The organism is Kribbella sp. NPDC020701 (assembly GCF_055562215.1).
The window spans coordinates 1-17,241 of the sequence record NZ_JBVHFT010000006.1 but is presented as its reverse complement, the minus strand read 5'-3'; the positions used below and the strand labels follow the sequence as shown (position 1 = coordinate 17,241).

Genomic DNA, 17,241 nt, shown 5'->3' with positions numbered 1-17,241 from the left:
TATCCACACCCTCGCCCGGCGGACCAGAAATCTGTCCGTGGTGCGGGCTAGGGTGTGGCGGTGGGTGTCGACGTACGCGAACTGCTGGAAGCTGCTGTCTCTGGGATCGACGGGCAGACTCGGCCCGGTCAGGTGGAGATGGCGCAAGCTGTCGACTCCTCGATGCATGACGGGTCCCATCTGCTGGTGCAAGCCGGCACCGGCACCGGCAAGTCGCTCGGGTATCTCGTCCCCGCGCTCCTGCACGCGATCGAGGACCGCCGCGTCGTCGTCTCCACCGCGACCCTCGCGCTCCAGTCCCAGCTCGTCGACCGTGACGTGCCGGCGCTCCTCGACGCGACGGAGAAGCTCCTGCCGCGCAGACCGGCGTACGCGATCCAGAAGGGCCGCAACAACTACGCCTGCCTGCACCGGATCCGCGAGGGCGCGCCGGATGACGACGGCATGCTCATCGACGTCCCACCGCCCGGCCAGATCGGCCAGCAGGTGCTCGAGCTCCGCGACTGGGCCGAGCAGCAGTTGCTCGACGGCAAGGCGGGCGATCGCGACCACGCGCCCTCGCACCAGTACCAGGCCTGGCAGCAGGTCGCCATCGCCGCTCGCGAGTGCCTCGGCGCCCAGAAATGTCCGTACGGCGAGGAATGCTTCGCCGAGAAGGCCAAGGACCAGGCCCGCAAGGCCGACATCGTCATCACGAACCACGCGCTGCTCTCGATCGACGCCTTCGAGAACCGCACAGTGCTGCCCGAGCACGACGTCGTCATCGTCGACGAGGCCCACGAGTTGCCGGCCCGCGTCACCGGCGCAGCGGGTGACGAGCTCTCGCCGCAGATGGTCGAGCGCGCCGCCAAGCGGTCCCGCCGGTTCGTCGACGACGACAAGGCCGACGACCTGATCGACGCCTCCGACGCGCTCCGCGCCGCCCTCGACGCCAGCCGCGAAGGCCGGATCGAGGCGTCGAACGGACCGGTCCTGGAGGCCGCCGCGCTGGTCCGCGACGCTGCCCGTTCGCTCTACTCCGACCTCAACAAGAAGTCCGACGACAAGGACGACGACCCCGACGGTGCGAAGCGGCAGTCCAAGGGCGCGGTCAAGGAGATCTTCGACGTCTCCGAACGCGTCGCCGCGCTGAGCGATGCCGACGTCGTCTGGATGATCGACCGTGACCGCTTCGGCCGCGAGCTCCGGATCGCGCCGCTCACCGTCGCCGGCCTGCTCCGCGAGCTCGTGCTCAAGGACCGGACCGCCATCCTCACCTCCGCGACGCTGAGCCTCGGCGGCGACTTCGACTCGATCGCCCGGCAGGTCGGCCTCCGCCCGGCCGACAAGCTCGAGGACGACGACGAGATGCCGGAGCTCGATTCCGACTCCGAGACCGGTCCGCTGCCGTGGCGTGGTCTCGACGTGGGCTCGCCGTTCGAGTACGAGAAGCAGGCGATCCTGTACGTCGCCAAGCACCTCCCGCCGCCGCATCGCGACGGTCTGGGCCAGAAGCAGTTCGACGAGATCATCGATCTGGTCACCGCCGCGGGTGGTCGCACGCTCGGGCTGTTCTCGTCCCGTCGCGCGGCCGAGGCAGCGACCGCCGCGGTCCGCGAGGCGACCGACCTGAAGGTGCTCTGCCAGGGTGACGCGCAGCTGGGGGAGCTGGCCCGCGAGTTCGTCGACGATCCCGAGACGTCCCTGTTCGGGACCCTGTCGCTCTGGCAGGGCATCGACGTACCGGGCTCGACCTGCAACCTGGTGATCATCGACCGCGTCCCGTTCCCGCGTCCGGACGAGCCGCTGATGGCTGCCCGCCAGCGGGCCGTCGACGAAGCCGGTGGGAACGGGTTCATGGCCGTCGCGGCGACCCACGTGGCGCTGCTGCTGGCGCAGGGGACCGGCCGGCTGATCCGCCGCAGCTCCGACCGCGGAGTGGTCGCGATCCTGGACCCCCGCATCGTCACCCAGCGGTACGGCGCCTTCCTGCGCGCCTCCTTGCCCCCGATGTGGCCGACCGCCGATCGTGAGAAGGTGCTCGGCGCCCTCAAGCGATTGCAAGCGACATGAGTCCGGCGACCAGTCCACCCGTGCTGCCGATGATGGCGGCGCTGGGGGAGATGCCCTCGGGTGCGGGCTGGTCGTACGAGATGAAGTGGGACGGCATCCGTGTCATCGCCGAGGTGGATGACGGTGTCTGCCGGCTGTGGTCGCGCAACAGCCGGGACGTCTCCGGCGGGTACCCGGAGCTGATTGGCTTGTTCGAGGCGCCGGGGCTGCGGCTGCCCGCCGTCCTGGATGGTGAGATCGTCACGCTGGACGAGAACGGTGCGCCGTCGTTCGGGTTGCTGCAGCGGCGGATGCACGTTCGGGATCCGCGGCACCTGCGCCACCTGATCACCGAGGTCCCGGTGTCGGTGCGGCTGTTCGACGTACTGCGCTTCGACGGCAAGTGGTTGCTGGAGGCAACGTACGACGATCGCCGCGGGCTGCTCGACTCCCTGGAGATCGGCGACCCGTTCTGGGAGACGCCGCCGGCCTACTCCGATGGCGAGCAGGCGCTGGACCTGTCCGCGTCGACCGGACTCGAGGGCGTGGTCGCGAAGCGCCGGAAGTCGCGCTACCTGCCGGGACGGCGGAGCAGCGACTGGATCAAGATCAAGCCGGTGCAGACCCGCGACGTCATCCTCTGCGGCTGGCATCCGGGGGAGGGCAATCGCGAGGGCAGGATCGGTTCGTTCTACTGCGGCGCGTACACCGAGCCGGGCGGGGATCTGGTCCTGATCGGCAAGGTCGGTTCCGGTCTAGACTTCGCCACCCTGGACATGCTCTCTGCCGAACTGACAGGCCTGGAGATCGATCGGCCCGCGTTCGATCCGGCCACCATCCCCACCTCGGACCGCCGCCGCGCCCACTGGCTCGACCCCGTCCTCGTCGCCGAGGTCACCTACTCCGGCTGGGCTGCCGACGCCCGCCTCCGCCACCCGGTCTGGCGCGGCCTTCGCCTGGACATCAACCCCGATGCTGTCCTGGTCGACCGAGGCTGATCAAACGACGACTGTGCCAATGCGCGGGAATGTTCACGTGCACGGGGGAAAGGCACGAAACATGCCGGTGGCCACGAATTGTTCGGAATGCGGCGAGAAAGCTGCGGCGCTGAGACGGTTGGTGTCCAGCTGTCTCAGAAAACAAGGGATTTCGGCCAACGCCGGCAGGAACCTCGGTGCTTCACGTGAACAACCGTTGCGCGCGGCCCCGAAACCGCGCTCAGTAGTTCAGTCGTTCGCTTCCCGGGACGGCGCGGGCACCGCCAGCGCAGCCTCGATCTTGTCGGTCAGCTTGTCCGGTGAGTGAGTCGGCGCGTAGCGCGCGATCACCCCGCCGTCGCGACCGACGAGGAACTTGGTGAAGTTCCACTTGATCCGTCCGCCGAGCAGGCCGCCTTGCTCACGCTTCAGCCAGTTGTACAGCGGAAGCGTCTTCGACCCGTTCACCTCGATCTTGGCGAACATGGGGAACGTGACGTGGTAGATCGTCGAACAGTAGTTCGCGATCTCGTTCTCGTCACCGGGCTCCTGGTGGCCGAACTGGTCGCAGGGGAAGCCAAGCACTGAGAAGCCCTGTCTGCGGTAGACCTTGTAGAGCTTCTGCAATCCCGCGTACTGCGGGGTCTGGGCACACTGCGACGCCGTATTGACCACCAGGAGGACCTGGTCGCGGAAATCGGCAAGAGACTGTTCATTGCCTTCGATCCGGCGCGCGCTGAAGTCATAGACAGTCGTCATGGTTCAATGCTGACACGACACGCCCGACTTCGCGCGCCGTCTCTGATGTCAGACTCGGCGCAGAACTGTTACGACCTTTCCGAGAATGACGGCGTCCTTGCCGTCGATCGGCTCGAACGCGTCGTTGTGTGGTAGCAGCAGGATCTCGGTCTTGGTCTTCTTGAACGTCTTCACCGTCGCCTCGCCGTCGATCATCGCGGCCACGATGTCGCCGTTCTCCGCGGTCTGCTCCTGCCGGACGACCACCCAGTCGCCGTCGCAGATCGCCGCGTCGATCATCGACTCACCCTTGACCTTCAGCATGAACAGCGTGCCCTCCCCGACCATTGCCTTGGGCAACGGGAAGACCTCTTCGATCTCCTGCTCGGCCAGGATGGGGTTACCGGCGGCGATCTGGCCGACCACCGGCACGTAGACCGCGTCGGGATGCGCGTCACCGGCCCCGGTCTCGTCGTACGTCGTCTGGCGCACCGAACCGAGCGCCGACCGCCGGGCCGCGGCGTCGACCTCGCCCGGGTAGCGGACCTCGATCGCCCGTGGGCGGTTCGGGTCGCGGCGGAGCAGGCCCTTCTGCTCCAGCACGCGGAGCTGGTGGGACACCGACGAGGAGCTGGTCAGGCCGACCCGCTCACCGATCTCCCGCATCGACGGCGGATACCCACGGCTGTCCACCGAATCGCGGATGACGTCCAGCACGCGACGCTGGCGCGGCGTCAGGCCGGTCGCGTCGGCCGGGCCGTCGGGCAGCTCGCTCACGGTCCGGTCCGCCGGCGCGGCGGCCTCCGCGGCGCGGCGCTCGTCCTTACTGGAACCGCTCGGCGTCCTGGCCATCGGTGGTTGCTCCTCAGGTCGGGCCGGCGGTCGTGCACCGGCCAAAGCTTGCTCGACTGACTTGACCGTAGACCGAATCCTGAGATTCTTCAAACATCTGTTCGAAGGCGTGTCGGTTCGCACGTCTGTTCGTGTGTCGGGTTATAAGTCGCGGGCGAGCCGGTCGGGTGGTGGGAATTTCCCGGGCGTGTCGTGGTTGGAAGTGGTTGCGCGACGGGTGCCTGTCGGTTAATCATTCGTACAGACGTTCGATCGAACAAGTGTTCGGGAGCAGGTTGAACGGGTTGTCTCCGGAAACTGTCGGAGGCGGCCGGTAGACAGAGATCGACACCGCAGGACGTGGACTGACCGAGGTCTGGAGGATCCGATGAGCACAACGGCTCTCTCGGCGAATGCACTGGTGGGCCGCCATGCGCCCGAGGCTGCGCCGTCCCCGGGCGGGACCCCGCGCCGCCGCCCCAGGATCGCCGGCACCACCACCGAGCCGCTCCCGGTCCGCGCCTGCTCCGGCGACGTCTTGGGCAGGTCCGACTCCGGCCGCGTTCGGCGGCTGGCGATCGCCGGGTCCGAAGCGCCGGCTCTCCGGCTCACCCGCCGCGGCCGTATGCTCCTGACCGCCCTGTCCGTGATCGTCTTCGGCTCGGCCATCGTCGTCCTCGGTCTCCGCGTCGCCGGTGTCCTCGAGCCCGGCCCGGACTTCTCCCGTACGGTCCCCGTGCAGGTCGCCCCTGGTCAGACCCTGTGGTCCATCGCCCAGGACACCAACCCGGCTCAGGACCCGGGCACCGTCGTCGAGAAGATCGCCGACCTGAACAAGCTGTCCAGCCCCGCCGACATCGTCCCCGGTCAGACCCTCCAGATCCCCATCGCCCGCTGATCAGGCGGTCTTGAGGGCGTAGCCGAGGTAGGAGACAGCGGTGCTGTCCACCTGGCCGACGTCCATCAGCCTGCTGAGTTCGCCGAAGGAGATCCGACCGCGGCGAGCGCGGGTGAAGTTCCACAGCAGTGAAGCCTTGTTCGCACGCGGCCCGAGGCCGGTGATCTCGTCGAGACGCAATCCGTGCCGGCAAAGGCATTCCGCGAGTTCCGTCGGCGTGATGAACAAGGCCCAGGAATGCAGTTCGGAGTCGACGACTCGCGTCAGCTGCCAGTCCTGCAGCAGTTTGACGACCAGCAGCTTCGACAGGCGGGTTCGATTGATGGTGTCGAACAGGTAGAGCCCGCCGGGTTTCAGGACGCGCGCGGTTTCATCGATGACCCGATCCAGGTCTGACACGTGTTCGAGTACGTCACAGCAGTACGCGATGTCGACACTCCCGTCGGCCAAGGGCAGCCGTTCGCCCATGGCCACGGCGTACCCGACTCTCAGTCCAGAGGACTCCGCATGTTCTCGCGCGGTCCTGACCGAGACCTCCGAGGGATCGAGGCCGACGACCCGGCACCCCAGCCGGGCGAACTCTTCAGCCAGGAATCCGCCCCCGCATCCGATGTCGGCGGCTAGCAGGCCGGCGGGATCGAGTTCGAGGCGGCGGAGGACATCGCGGAAGTACTTGAAGCGGCCCGGCGTGAAGCTGCCGTTCAGCGTGTTGAGTGGGTTGGTCTCATCCCACCAACCGTCGCCCAACCGGTCGTAGATCTGGTTGTCGATCCCCATCGCAACCACCCCCGATCCCAGTAGACAACCTCGCCAGGCTCAGCCCTGGGTTGCCCGCCACTCGTCCTCGAGGAGTGCGTAGACGTAGTCGTTGGTCCACTCGCCCTTGAAGTGGAGTGCGTGGAGGTGGTGAGCCTCCCGCCGCATCCCGAGGCGCTCCAGCAGGCGGGCCGAGGCGGTGTTGCGGTCGTCCAGGATCGCGACGATCCGATGCAGACCAAGATCCTCGAACCCGACTCGCAGCATCTCCCGAGCAGCCTCGGCGGCAAGGCCCTTCCCGTGGTAGTCGGTGTGCAGCGCGAAGCCGATCTCGCCCTGGCGGTCGGCCTCGCTGGCCCACTTCAGCAGCACCTCGCCGATCACGGTCCCGGTCTCGCGGAGCTCGATCGCGAGGACCAGCCACTGGCCCGGCTCGGTCAGTTCGCCCTGGCTCAGCTTCTTCTCGAGAGCCGCGCGGGTCTCCTCGCGATTCCGGACCGGCCAAGGCGTGTAGCGAACCACCTCAGGCCGCGAGTGGAACGCGAACAGGTCGTCCAGGTCGTCCATCCGGTGCGGTCGCAGGTCGAGTCGCTCGGTCCGGAGCGGATAGGTCGGGTGCAGTCCAGGCACGGCGCCGTCCTCGGCTAGGCTGTCTAATGTCATTAGACAGTAACCCCTCACCCAATCACCCACAACGAGGTTTCGTGGCCAGACGCAATCCGTCCTCCCACGCGGCAGCCGGGATCACTGTCGCCGCGATCACCGATGCTGCCCTCGCTGTCATCCGCGCCGGCGGCGTCGAGGGCCTCACGATGCGCGCTGTGGCTGAGCGCCTGCACGTCCGCGCTCCATCGCTCTATCACCACGTCCACAACAAGGCCGACCTGCTCGACCTCGTCGCCCGGAACGCCTTCGACCGATTCGCTGCGGACAAGACGGCGTACGACGAGGTTCGCAGCGTGGACGAGTGGATCGCCCTCACGAAATCCGGTGCGCTGGAGCTGCGAGCGTTCTACGCCGACCACCCGGGCCTGGCCGGCCTCATCCAGTCGAAGGCCACTCCGGACCGCGATCGAGGTGAGGGCTCACGGGCCGAGTTGGTGCGTGCGCAGATCCAGTCCCTCGTCCACCTCGGCGTACCCGAGTCGCGGGCGCGCCACATCTTCGAGGTGAGCGCCCGCTGGACCTTGGCCGCCGTTGTCGCGGAGACCGCCGGCACCGCGGATCTCTTCAGCGACGGCATCGACCTCTTCCTGTACGGCGTACGCGCCCGCCTCCTGGACCTGGCTACTTGACCGTGTCGAGCCACATCTGGGCATAGCGATCGCCGTCGACCGCGGTCGCGACTTCGACCACGGTCGACGATGGACCGTGCGGATCGCTGGTCAGATCGCCGGACCAGTCCCGCGTGTCGACGATCGTGCGACCTCGAGACCAGCTCCCCGACAGCTCCACGCGCAGCGGGAAGCGCTGGGTCGTCAGCCCGGACGGATCGATCACCGCACAGACCGCGCCGCCGTCGCCGATGCTCGCGCCGTCGGACTTGTAGAGCTCGCTCCGCTTCTCGATCAGCTTCCGCGCCAGCTCCGCCGACGGCGATCCGCCCAGCCCACGCGCCTGGTCCAGCGTGACCACCACGTCGTAGAAGACGTCCAGCCCGTACATCGTCAAGGGGACGCCGAGCTCCCCGGCGGCACTGAGCACCACCGCGGCCGCCTCCGGGTCGGTCCAGATGTTGAACTCCGCCGACGCGGTCGCGTTCCCGATCCCCGCGGCGCCGCCCATGAACACGATCTCGCGCAGTCCCGCGGCCGCCTCGGGGTACGTGCGCAGCAGCAGCGCGATGTTGGTCATCGGTGCGAGTGGGATGAGGGTCGCCGGCTCACCGGTCGCCGCGGCGTCCCTCAGTACGTCGCGAAGCAGTTCGACCGCGTGCCGGGAGTCCGTCGTACGACCGGATCGCGGCCAGTCGAGGTCGCCGAGCCCGTCGATGCCGTGCACATGTGGGGCAGCCCGCACCGGCTGGAGCAGTGGTAGTGCGGCCCCGCGGGCGACGGGAACGTCGGACCGCCCCGCAGCCTCGAGCACGGTCAGCGTGTTGATCACCACGTCGTCCAGGCCGACGTTCCCGCCGACACAGGTCACGGCCTTGAGGTCGAGCTCGGGGTGCCGCGCGGCCAGCAGCAGAGCACAAGCGTCGTCCAGCCCTGTGTCGACATCAAGAATCACCGGTTTCATGCCGACATCCTGCTGCATACCTGGTGACATTCGGCGTTGGCTGCCGGTTCATCACCGCCTCGGCGGGCGTTCGTGTCGCTTTCCTACGGTCGATGTCTGTGACCCTGATCGCTGCGCCGCCTGTGCAGGAGTCGTTCCTCCGTGAACCAGGTGCGCCACTGCTGGTCTGGGCGCACCGAGGCGGTTCCTCGTCGGCGCCGGAGAACACGGCCGCGTCCGACGAGGTCGCCCGCCGGGCCGGGGTCGAGTGGATCGAGACCGACGTGCAGCCGACGAAGGACGGCGTACCCGTGGTTCTGCATGACGAGACCGTCGACCGGACCACGAACGGGACCGGCGCGATCCGGTCGCTGACGGCGGCGCAGGTGGCGACGCTGGATGCGGGATCGTGGTTCGCGCCCGCGTTCGCGGGTCAGCGGGTACCGACGCTGGCGTCCCAGCTCGGCGGGTTGCTGGCCCGCGGCGGCAACCTGCTGCTCGAGATCAAGAATGAGCACCCGCTGGAGTCGGTCGCGCGGATTGTCGACGAGATCCACGGCCGGGGGATGAGCAGCCGCGTCTTCGTGCAGAGCTTCGATCCCCAGCATCTCCGCTGGGTCCGCGAACTCGCTCCCGAACTGCCGCTCGGTCTGTTGCGATCCACGCTCGACCCGGATCCGGTCGCGATCGCGAAGGACCTGGAACTGACGGCCTACAACCCGTCGGAGCAGGCGTTCCGGATCCGCCCGGGTATCGTCACTGACCTGCATGCGGCCGGCGTCGCGGTCAACATCTGGACTGTCGACAATCCGACGAGCTGGGCCGCCCTGGAGCAGGCTGGTGTCGACGGCATCATCACCAACCGCCCGGCCGAGCTGATGGGCTGGAACGCCGCCCTCGGGCTGCCGCGAGCACCGTAGTTTGCGCCTTCGGAGGGCCGTTTCGGCGGCGCCACGCGGGAGTACACGGGGCCGCGCGAGTGTTGGAACCTGAGAGACGCGCGCGAGATTCGACCGTTCTTGCAAACTGTCGGAGCAGCGATCTAGGATCCCTAGATGTAGTGGTTACACGGGTGTAATTTTCCACAGGTAGTGGTCAGTTGCACACAGGTCATACACAAGTTGTCCCCAGGTTGATCCACAAGCTGCCCCTCAGGCGGCTCACGGGAGGAGTGATTCGTGCACTGTCCGTATTGCCGGCACGTGGACTCCCGGGTGGTCGACAGCAGGGTGGCCGAGGACGGCGGAGCGATCCGCCGCCGGCGGCAGTGCCCGGTCTGCGAGAAGCGGTTCACCACCGTCGAGCAGATGCAGTTGACGGTCGTGAAGCGCTCCGGCGCGACCGAGCCGTTCAGCCGGGAGAAGGTCATCAACGGCGTCGGCAAGGCCTGCAAGGGCCGGCCGGTGGACGTGGACGCACTGGCCCGGCTGGGCCAGAAGGTGGAGGACGCGCTCAAGGCGAGCGGCTCGCCGGAGGTCCCCGCGCACGAGGTCGGACTCGCGATCCTCGGTCCGCTGCGGGAGCTGGACGAGGTCGCCTACCTGCGGTTCGCGAGCGTCTACCGGCAGTTCGAGTCCGCCGACGACTTCGAGACCGAGATCGCGCTGCTGCGGGCCGAGAAGGAGCCTGAGGGCACCGAGCCCAGCCCGCTGAAGCCGACCTCACAGACATAAATCGGGGGATATGACCGGGGCGGTGGGGCGGGGATCGCAACGGCACAGCACTATCTGCAACACCTGGCGCCACACAACGGGGCGGTCCCGACAGACCGCGGTAGTACAGACACAGGGCGAGGAGCAATCATGACAGAGACGGTGACCGGCCACTCGGGGTCGACCAAGAGGTCGGCGGCCGGGTTCCGTGGGCGGAAGAACGTGCCCGCGGGACTCACCATCGAGCGCGTCTTCAGCACCGACGGGGTGCACCCGTACGACGAGGTGACCTGGGAGCGGCGCGACGTCGTCCAGCAGAACTGGAAGACGGGTGAGACCGTCTTCGAGCAGCGCGGGGTCGAGTTCCCCGACTTCTGGAGCGTGAACGCGTCCACCATCGTCACCACGAAGTACTTCCGCGGTGCGGTCGGCCACGACAACCGGGAGTGGAGCCTGCGCCAGCTGCTCGACCGGGTCGTGAAGACCTACCGCAAGGCCGGCGAGGAGCACGGGTACTTCGCGACCCCGGCCGACGCCGAGGTGTTCGAGCACGAGGTCACCTGGATGCTGCTGCACCAGTACTTCAGCTTCAACTCGCCGGTCTGGTTCAACGTCGGGACGTCCTCGCCGCAGCAGGTGTCGGCCTGCTTCATCCTCGCCGTCGACGACTCGATGGACTCGATCCTGAACTGGTACAAGGAAGAGGGCCTGATCTTCAAGGGCGGCTCCGGTGCCGGCCTGAACCTGTCCCGGATCCGTTCGTCGAAGGAGCTGCTGCAGTCCAGCGGCGGGACGGCCTCCGGCCCGGTCAGCTTCATGCGCGGCGCGGACGCGAGCGCCGGGACGATCAAGTCCGGCGGCGCCACCCGGCGCGCGGCCAAGATGGTCGTGCTCGACGTCGACCACCCCGACATCGAGGAGTTCGTCGACACCAAGATGCGCGAGGAGGAGAAGATCCGCGTGCTGCGTGACGCGGGCTTCGACATGGACCTCGGCGGTCGCGACATCACCTCGGTGCAGTACCAGAACGCCAACAACTCCGTCCGGGTCACCGACGAGTTCATGCGCGCGGTCGAGGACAAGGGCGAGTTCGGGCTGCGGGCGCGGCTGGACAACTCGGTCATCGAGACCGTCGACGCGCGCGGCCTGTTCGACAAGATCTCCCAGGCGGCGTGGGCCTGCGCCGACCCGGGCCTGCAGTACGACGACACCATCAACGACTGGCACACCACGCCGGAGACGGGCCGGATCACCGCGTCCAACCCGTGCTCGGAGTACATGCACCTGGACAACTCCTCCTGCAACCTGGCGTCGCTGAACCTGCTGAAGTTCCTGCGTGACGACGACCTGTTCGACTCCGAGAAGTTCGTGAAGGCCGTCGAGCTGATCATCACCGCGATGGACATCTCGATCTGCTTCGCCGACTTCCCGACCGAGGCGATCGGTGACACCACCCGCGCGTACCGGCAGCTCGGCATCGGCTACGCCAACCTCGGTGCGTTGCTGATGGCAACGGGTCACGCGTACGACTCCGACGGTGGTCGCGCACTGGCGGGCGCTATCACCTCGCTGATGACCGGAACGTCGTACAAGCGCTCGGCCGAGCTGGCCGGCGTCGTCGGCCCGTACGACGGCTTCGAGCGGAACAAGGACGCGCACACCCGGGTGATGCGCAAGCACGCCGCGGCCAACGACGCGATCCGGACGATCCACGAGATCGACAAGGACGTGCACAAGCACGCGACGGCCGCGTGGGACGGCGTACTGAAGGTCGGTGTCAAGAACGGCTGGCGCAACGCGCAGGCCTCGGTGCTCGCGCCGACCGGCACCATCGGCTTCATGATGGACTGCGACACCACCGGTATCGAGCCGGACTTCTCGCTGGTCAAGTTCAAGAAGCTGGTCGGCGGCGGCTCGATGCAGATCGTCAACCAGACGGTCCCGCGGGCGCTGCGTCAGTACAACTACACCGAGGAGACGATCGAGGCGATCGTCGAGTACATCTCCGAGAACGGTCACGTGGTGGACGCGCCGGGCCTGAAGCCGGAGCACTACGAGATCTTCGACACCGCGATGGGTGAGCGGGCCATCAAGCCGATGGGCCACGTGCGGATGATGGCCGCGGCGCAGCCGTTCCTGTCCGGCGCGATCTCGAAGACGGTGAACCTGCCGGAGACCGCGACGGTCGAGGAGATCGCCGACGTCTACTTCCAGGGCTGGAAGCTCGGCCTGAAGGCGCTCGCGGTCTACCGCGACAACTGCAAGGTCGGCCAGCCGCTCGCGGACGCGAAGGCGAAGAAGGCGGCCGACACTGCTTCTTCTGCCGCGGCCGAGACTGGCGCACTCGCGGAGAAGATCGTCGAGAAGGTGATCGAGTACCGGCCGACCCGCAAGCGCCTGCCGAAGTCGCGGCCGTCGCGGACCACGTCGTTCGCGGTCGGTGGCGCCGAGGGGTACATGACCGCCGGCTCCTACCCGGACGACGGTCTGGGCGAGGTCTTCCTGAAGATGGGCAAGCAGGGGTCGACCCTGGCCGGGGTGATGGACGCCTTCTCGATCGCGATCTCGATCGCGCTGCAGCACGGCGTACCGCTGGAGACCTACGTCCAGAAGTTCACCAACCTGAAGTTCGAGCCGGCCGGTCTGACCGACGACCCGGACGTCCGGATGGCGCAGTCGATCATGGACTACATCTTCCGCCGCCTGGCCCTGGACTACCTGCCGTTCGACGAGCGGGCCGCGCTGGGCATCTACTCCGCGGAGGAGCGGTCCCGGCAGCTCGACACCGGTTCGTACGAGCCGGCGCCGGTCGAGATCTCCGAGGCCGAGTCCCTGAAGTCGATCGAGCCGGTCGCCGAGGTCACCGAGATCGCCGACAAGTCGGTCGAGGCGGCCGCGGCCAGGCCGATCAAGGGCGAGGCCCACACCACCGCCGAGATGCTCGAACTCATCACCGGCACCTCGGTCGACGCGCCGCTCTGCTTCACCTGCGGTACCAAGATGCGCCCGAGCGGCTCCTGCTACGTCTGCGAAGGCTGCGGCAGCACCTCCGGCTGCAGCTGACCTGATGTGCCGCTGACCATCGGCTGAAAGCGCCACGGCCCCCGGGAACTTCCCACTTCCCCCGGGGGCCGCAGCGCGTCCGGGGCCTAATTCCTGCGGCGCGGGATCGTCTGAGTCAGGTGTCAGTAAGCTCAAACCCCTTGTTTCATGGCACTTCCCGGGATCGGCACGACCCGCGGATGAGCCCGGGCGTGAGCATTGATGCTGGCACTCAAGCAACCTCCGTATCGGCGCTGCTCCGTGACTGCTCCGCCAGCGGCGGAACGAGCCTCATCAGCCGCTTCTGGACGGCCTGGCTGGCACGGGCGTGCGACGACGGCAACATGTGCGCATACATGCGAAGTGTGAAGGCCGGATCGTGGTGACCGAGGTACTCGGCCAGTTCCTTGATGTTGACGCCGTCGGCGAGCGTGACGCTCGCGTAGTAGTGGCGGAGTGTGTGCATTCCGGTCACATGGTTACTGCCGCCCTTGTAGCGCAGTTGGCTGCGGTCATCTTTGACCGGTGGAGGAATAACGCCGGCGGCAGCCAGACTCGGACGCCAAATCATCGAGTGATAGTCCTTGGCGCGAATATACCCGCCCCTTCGCCGTTGGAACAATAGATTCACTACTGTGGATGGGCCGTCCACACGCTCCCACGGCAAGGCGCATTTCAGCGTTCCGAAACGCTCGACATGCTTCCGAACTTCTCCCTTGATGAAAGGAGGAATCGGCACGAAACGTTCCCTGTCGTTCTTGGGTAGGGCGAAAATGTAAGTCGTGCGGACGGCCTTCAGTTGACGCCGAACCCTGATGAGTCCTGTTTCGAAATCGAAATCGTCGAACGATAGGCCGAAGATTTCGCCCTGCCGGAGGCCACAGGCGACCCCGATGACGGGAATGAGCCTGAACTGGTCCGGGTGCCCCTGGATCACCCGGCCGACAGTTTCGTCCGTCCAGACCACGATGTTGGGCCGGACGATGGTGGGCAGTCTGACGATCTTCGACTTCGCAGGGTTGTGCTTGATGAGTCCGTCGGCGACCGCGAGCTCCAGGCACCCGGACAGAACCTGGAACGCCAAGTGTGCGAGGGCCGGGCTGGAGGTGTTGCCCAGCTCGGTCACCCACTGGGCAATCTCCGACGGGCGGATGCTCTTCACCTGCCGGCCACCGAAGGCTGGTTGAACATGGACCCGCCACTTGCCCTCGTAGGTGACCATCGTCGCGGGATCGACCGAGCGAGAGCCGAGCCACCGCGGTCCCAGCTCGTCCAAACGCACCTTGCCCGCGTTCGGATCGAGATAGTCGCCTCGCTCCCGATCGGTCTCCATTCGCGCGCCGTAGCGTGTCGCCTCGGGCTTCGTGGCGAATGCCTTTGATCTCTCGTCGTCGTTCGGGTCTGTCCAAACCGCCAGCCACCGCTTGCCGCGACCCCACCTCTTCTCGTTCCGCACCCTTTCGACCGTGCCATCCGGTAGCTTGACGGCCCGAGTCCACTGATCCTTCACGAATGCCATCGATACTCCCTCTCTCGCCACGTCCGATGCTTCGGGGATCAACGGGTGAGGGCGCCAGCAAAAACTCGCCTGTGGATAACTTCGTTAGGATTCTCGCGATGCCGTGGACGCAGCAAGCAGAGCGCCGAACCTGCGCAATTGAGAGACCAGACTTGATCGCCGCCGTCCGCGGCCTCCTGCCGCAGAGGGCGGCAGCGTGCCGAAGCGCCGTGCGTTAGAACCCGGGCTGGGCTGGGCTCGCGCTCTTGGGACTGTTGGGGTGCATCCTGACTCGGCCGTTCCGGCCGATCAGACCTGCGAATGTCGACCCGCAGATACCGCCAGGACGAGTGGCGGATAGTTCATGCTCGCCGCGCCTCGCTGACCACCGGAAGCAGTCTGGTGGCGGGCCGGGCCCAGGTCGTCTTGCAGGTCGCAGTGGTGCGCAGTGTGGGTTGGGCCGGGCGTTGAGTGGGTATGGCGGAGCGGTGATGGGACGGTGGTCGGTCGAGGGATCCGCGGCTCCGCCGTGAGGAGTTGGTGAGGGTGCTGGTGCCGGACCGGCGAGCAGGTGCCCGCACGGGAGGGGGCGACTGTCAGCCGCAGCCAACTTCTTGCAGTCATTAAACGACTTGGGCGACATGGCGCAGGGCTCGACCTGGCCGAAGCTGGTGGCCTCGCGGCGCCGTACGGCGCGCTGCACTTGTCGCTGACGTATCACCACACTGAGCAGACTGTCGATGTGGAGACTGACCCCGGCTGACCGTGTAGCTAAGGCGCGTGTCCAAGGGGGAGACACGCACCCGAACCACACGCCTCAACCTCGATGTCTGAGACGGGGCAGGGTGCCAACTCGAACCTCGAAGCCGCTGATTTCCAGCTCAGACTGGTCATTGGTTGCCGCTGACTGGCGAAATGCAGCGTGGCCTGCAGGTTTGCCAGTACGAGTCGCGCACCTCTTCTCGTGGTTGTGCATTGGTATGCGTTGATTGAGGTGCGTAAAAGGAAGCGCATGTGAGCCATAGGTGGGAGTGCTCCAAGTCGTGGGCGGCAGGCCCCGGCTTGTTCTTCGGGCCGAGGTGTCCAGCCGCAGCACCTCGCCGTGGGTGGTCTTCGTGGGGTTCGGCCGGCGGGTCTTGGTGCTGGCGCGACCGCCACGCGAGTCCAGCTTGAAGTCCTCCGCGATCGCCTCGACCAAGGTCGACTCATCGGAACCGTTGCCCGCCGAGAAGGAACGTCACCGGGCGGATGAACTGCAGGCCCTCGTCAGCGGGCCTCATGCCGCTCTTCACTGGGCTCCGGGCCGACTCGCCGGCGTGGCCGTGGCGCTCGCAGCGTGAATCTGCTTGGTGAGATCGAGGATCTCGTTGGACAGCCGGAGCAGCGTCTCGTTCTGTTGCTCCTCCTCCTGGACTGTCCGCCACTGCTGGTCCGCGATCACTTGGCGTTTCTCGTCGGCGCGGTTCTGGCTGATCATCACAAATGTCGACAGGAAGATGGCCTCGAGCGACACGATCATGGTCAGAAGGCCGAACGGATAATCCTCGACTCCAAGGCCGATCCACAAGCTGAACCAGATGGCATGGATGTAGACGAACTTCATCGAACCGGAGAACCGCGTGATCTGGTCGGCAACCCGGTTCTCCCGGCGCTTGCTGCGTTCTTGGAGATGTCGCAGCAGCGCCGGGTTGATCGGTGCCGGCTGGGGCGCTCTCACCTCTGTTCCTTTGCCACGTGCCCGGCGCGTGCCGGCGCTAGCTGTTTGAGGACGGCGGCGCCGTGGAGAGCGTCGGCAGAGCTGGCCGGTCGGGCGGCGGTCATGCGACCAGCCGGTCGGCCTGCTTGCCAACTTGGCGCAGGCTGAAGCCGGCGAAGATCTCGCTCACCCCACGGCAGATGGCCCATACTCCGACCAGGCTGACCAGCGTTGCCAGCGAGCGCTCCGAGGAGCGGGCGGCCCACACCCCCAGCACCAGCTCGGAGATGCCGAGCAGCAGCCCGGTCCACCACCACGACGGCTTGGGGCCGGCCAGCGCGCTGACGATGTGGATGGTGCCATAGACGATCAGGTACCAGGCCACCAGGATCGACACGACGTAGAGGGTGATGTCTGGCCACACGAAGGTGACGATGCCGGCGGCTATCCCCAGGGTCCCGCCCACGATGGACAGCCAGCGCACCGTGGGCACACGGCTGGCCACCACGAGCTGCGTGATGCCGCCGAACAGGAAAGCCACGCCGACGAACGCCGCCACCGCGGCCAGACTGCCCACCTTGTACGACAGCACGAACATGCCGAACCAGATCCATAGCGCCCCAAGGGCCAAGAGCCACCACTGGCCCGCCGACGCGTCCCGGGTGGCGTTCGGGATTGTGTGGCGTAGCGGGTGCGGGGTGTTCAGATCACTGGTCATTGCAAGTCTCCTTTGGGTGTTGCCGCGCGGGCGGGGCGTCATCCGTTCCTGCCCGCCGCGGCACGGGTGCGGGTGCGGAGAACTGGGGCTTGGTGGCCACCAGTTCTCATGGGGACTACGAGTTGGTTGCGGCGGTGGCGAGGTTGTCGGCGTAGGCGCGGGCGTCGATGGCGCCGAGCATCGCCAG

The 17,241-nt window shown here is 67.0% G+C and carries 15 protein-coding genes; 7 read left to right on the top strand and 8 right to left on the bottom strand.

Annotated features, from left to right (window positions below; genetic code table 11):
* Positions 1–54 precede the first annotated feature (54 nt).
* Entirely contained in the window at positions 55–2,052 is a 1,998-nt protein-coding gene (locus tag ACZ3HV_RS15600; protein WP_465684802.1) for an ATP-dependent DNA helicase, read from the top strand.
* A complete protein-coding gene (gene ligD / locus ACZ3HV_RS15595) occupies positions 2,049–3,029 on the top strand; it encodes a non-homologous end-joining DNA ligase (RefSeq protein ID WP_360378060.1) in 981 nt (326 codons plus the stop codon). The genes ACZ3HV_RS15600 and ligD overlap by 4 nt, the downstream gene beginning before the upstream one ends.
* Before the next feature lie 228 nt (positions 3,030–3,257).
* Here ligD and ACZ3HV_RS15590 read toward each other — a convergent pair whose 3' ends face one another.
* Both ACZ3HV_RS15590 and lexA read right to left on the bottom strand, forming a co-directional pair.
* Complete coding sequence (locus ACZ3HV_RS15590) at positions 3,258–3,767, bottom strand: glutathione peroxidase (RefSeq protein WP_360378057.1); 510 nt, start codon at positions 3,765–3,767, stop codon at positions 3,258–3,260.
* 48 nt (positions 3,768–3,815) lie between these two features.
* Positions 3,816–4,598, bottom strand: a complete 783-nt coding sequence (gene lexA / locus ACZ3HV_RS15585) for a transcriptional repressor LexA (protein ID WP_465684800.1) — start codon at positions 4,596–4,598, stop codon at positions 3,816–3,818.
* Positions 4,599–4,965: 367 nt separating this feature from the next.
* On the opposite strand from lexA, the gene ACZ3HV_RS15580 reads away from it, so the two are divergent.
* A complete protein-coding gene (locus ACZ3HV_RS15580; RefSeq protein WP_465684798.1) occupies positions 4,966–5,475 on the top strand; it encodes a LysM peptidoglycan-binding domain-containing protein in 510 nt (169 codons plus the stop codon).
* On the opposite strand, the gene ubiG is transcribed toward ACZ3HV_RS15580, so the two are convergent.
* Together ubiG and ACZ3HV_RS15570 are read right to left on the bottom strand one after the other, a co-directional pair.
* A complete protein-coding gene (gene ubiG, locus ACZ3HV_RS15575; RefSeq protein ID WP_465684796.1) occupies positions 5,476–6,252 on the bottom strand; it encodes a bifunctional 2-polyprenyl-6-hydroxyphenol methylase/3-demethylubiquinol 3-O-methyltransferase UbiG in 777 nt (258 codons plus the stop codon).
* A 39-nt stretch (positions 6,253–6,291) separates the two neighbouring features.
* On the bottom strand, positions 6,292–6,861 hold the full coding sequence (locus ACZ3HV_RS15570) for a GNAT family N-acetyltransferase (RefSeq protein WP_465684794.1): 570 nt from the start codon (positions 6,859–6,861) through the stop codon (positions 6,292–6,294).
* A 74-nt stretch (positions 6,862–6,935) separates the two neighbouring features.
* Here ACZ3HV_RS15570 and ACZ3HV_RS15565 point away from each other — a divergent pair, with 74 nt between their 5' ends.
* Positions 6,936–7,526, top strand: coding sequence for a TetR/AcrR family transcriptional regulator (locus ACZ3HV_RS15565; RefSeq protein ID WP_465684792.1), 591 nt, complete (start codon positions 6,936–6,938; stop codon positions 7,524–7,526).
* Here the strand turns inward: ACZ3HV_RS15565 and ACZ3HV_RS15560 are convergent.
* Positions 7,519–8,469, bottom strand: a complete 951-nt coding sequence (locus ACZ3HV_RS15560) for a nucleoside hydrolase (RefSeq protein WP_465684791.1) — start codon at positions 8,467–8,469, stop codon at positions 7,519–7,521. The two genes, ACZ3HV_RS15565 and ACZ3HV_RS15560, sit on opposite strands and share 8 nt — an antisense overlap.
* A gap of 92 nt (positions 8,470–8,561) precedes the next feature.
* Between ACZ3HV_RS15560 and ACZ3HV_RS15555 the strand changes: the two genes are divergently transcribed.
* The 3 genes from ACZ3HV_RS15555 (at position 8,562) to ACZ3HV_RS15545 (ending at position 13,163) form a co-directional block, all read left to right on the top strand.
* Positions 8,562–9,368, top strand: coding sequence for a glycerophosphodiester phosphodiesterase (locus tag ACZ3HV_RS15555; RefSeq protein WP_465684789.1), 807 nt, complete (start codon positions 8,562–8,564; stop codon positions 9,366–9,368).
* Between the two features lie 258 nt (positions 9,369–9,626).
* Positions 9,627–10,121: a transcriptional regulator NrdR gene (nrdR, locus tag ACZ3HV_RS15550; protein ID WP_465684787.1), complete on the top strand. Its 495-nt coding sequence runs from the start codon at positions 9,627–9,629 to the stop codon at positions 10,119–10,121.
* 129 nt (positions 10,122–10,250) lie between these two features.
* Positions 10,251–13,163: a vitamin B12-dependent ribonucleotide reductase gene (locus ACZ3HV_RS15545; RefSeq protein ID WP_465684785.1), complete on the top strand. Its 2,913-nt coding sequence runs from the start codon at positions 10,251–10,253 to the stop codon at positions 13,161–13,163.
* Positions 13,164–13,374: 211 nt separating this feature from the next.
* On the opposite strand, the gene ACZ3HV_RS15540 is transcribed toward ACZ3HV_RS15545, so the two are convergent.
* The 3 genes from ACZ3HV_RS15540 to ACZ3HV_RS15530 form a co-directional block, all read right to left on the bottom strand.
* Positions 13,375–14,661 (bottom strand): tyrosine-type recombinase/integrase, encoded by a 1,287-nt coding sequence (locus ACZ3HV_RS15540; protein ID WP_465684783.1) that lies wholly within the window; start codon positions 14,659–14,661, stop codon positions 13,375–13,377.
* Positions 14,662–15,928: 1,267 nt separating this feature from the next.
* Positions 15,929–16,357, bottom strand: coding sequence for a DUF1003 domain-containing protein (locus ACZ3HV_RS15535; protein ID WP_465684781.1), 429 nt, complete (start codon positions 16,355–16,357; stop codon positions 15,929–15,931).
* A gap of 100 nt (positions 16,358–16,457) precedes the next feature.
* Complete coding sequence (locus ACZ3HV_RS15530; RefSeq protein ID WP_465684779.1) at positions 16,458–17,054, bottom strand: HdeD family acid-resistance protein; 597 nt, start codon at positions 17,052–17,054, stop codon at positions 16,458–16,460.
* Positions 17,055–17,241: the final 187 nt, after the last annotated feature.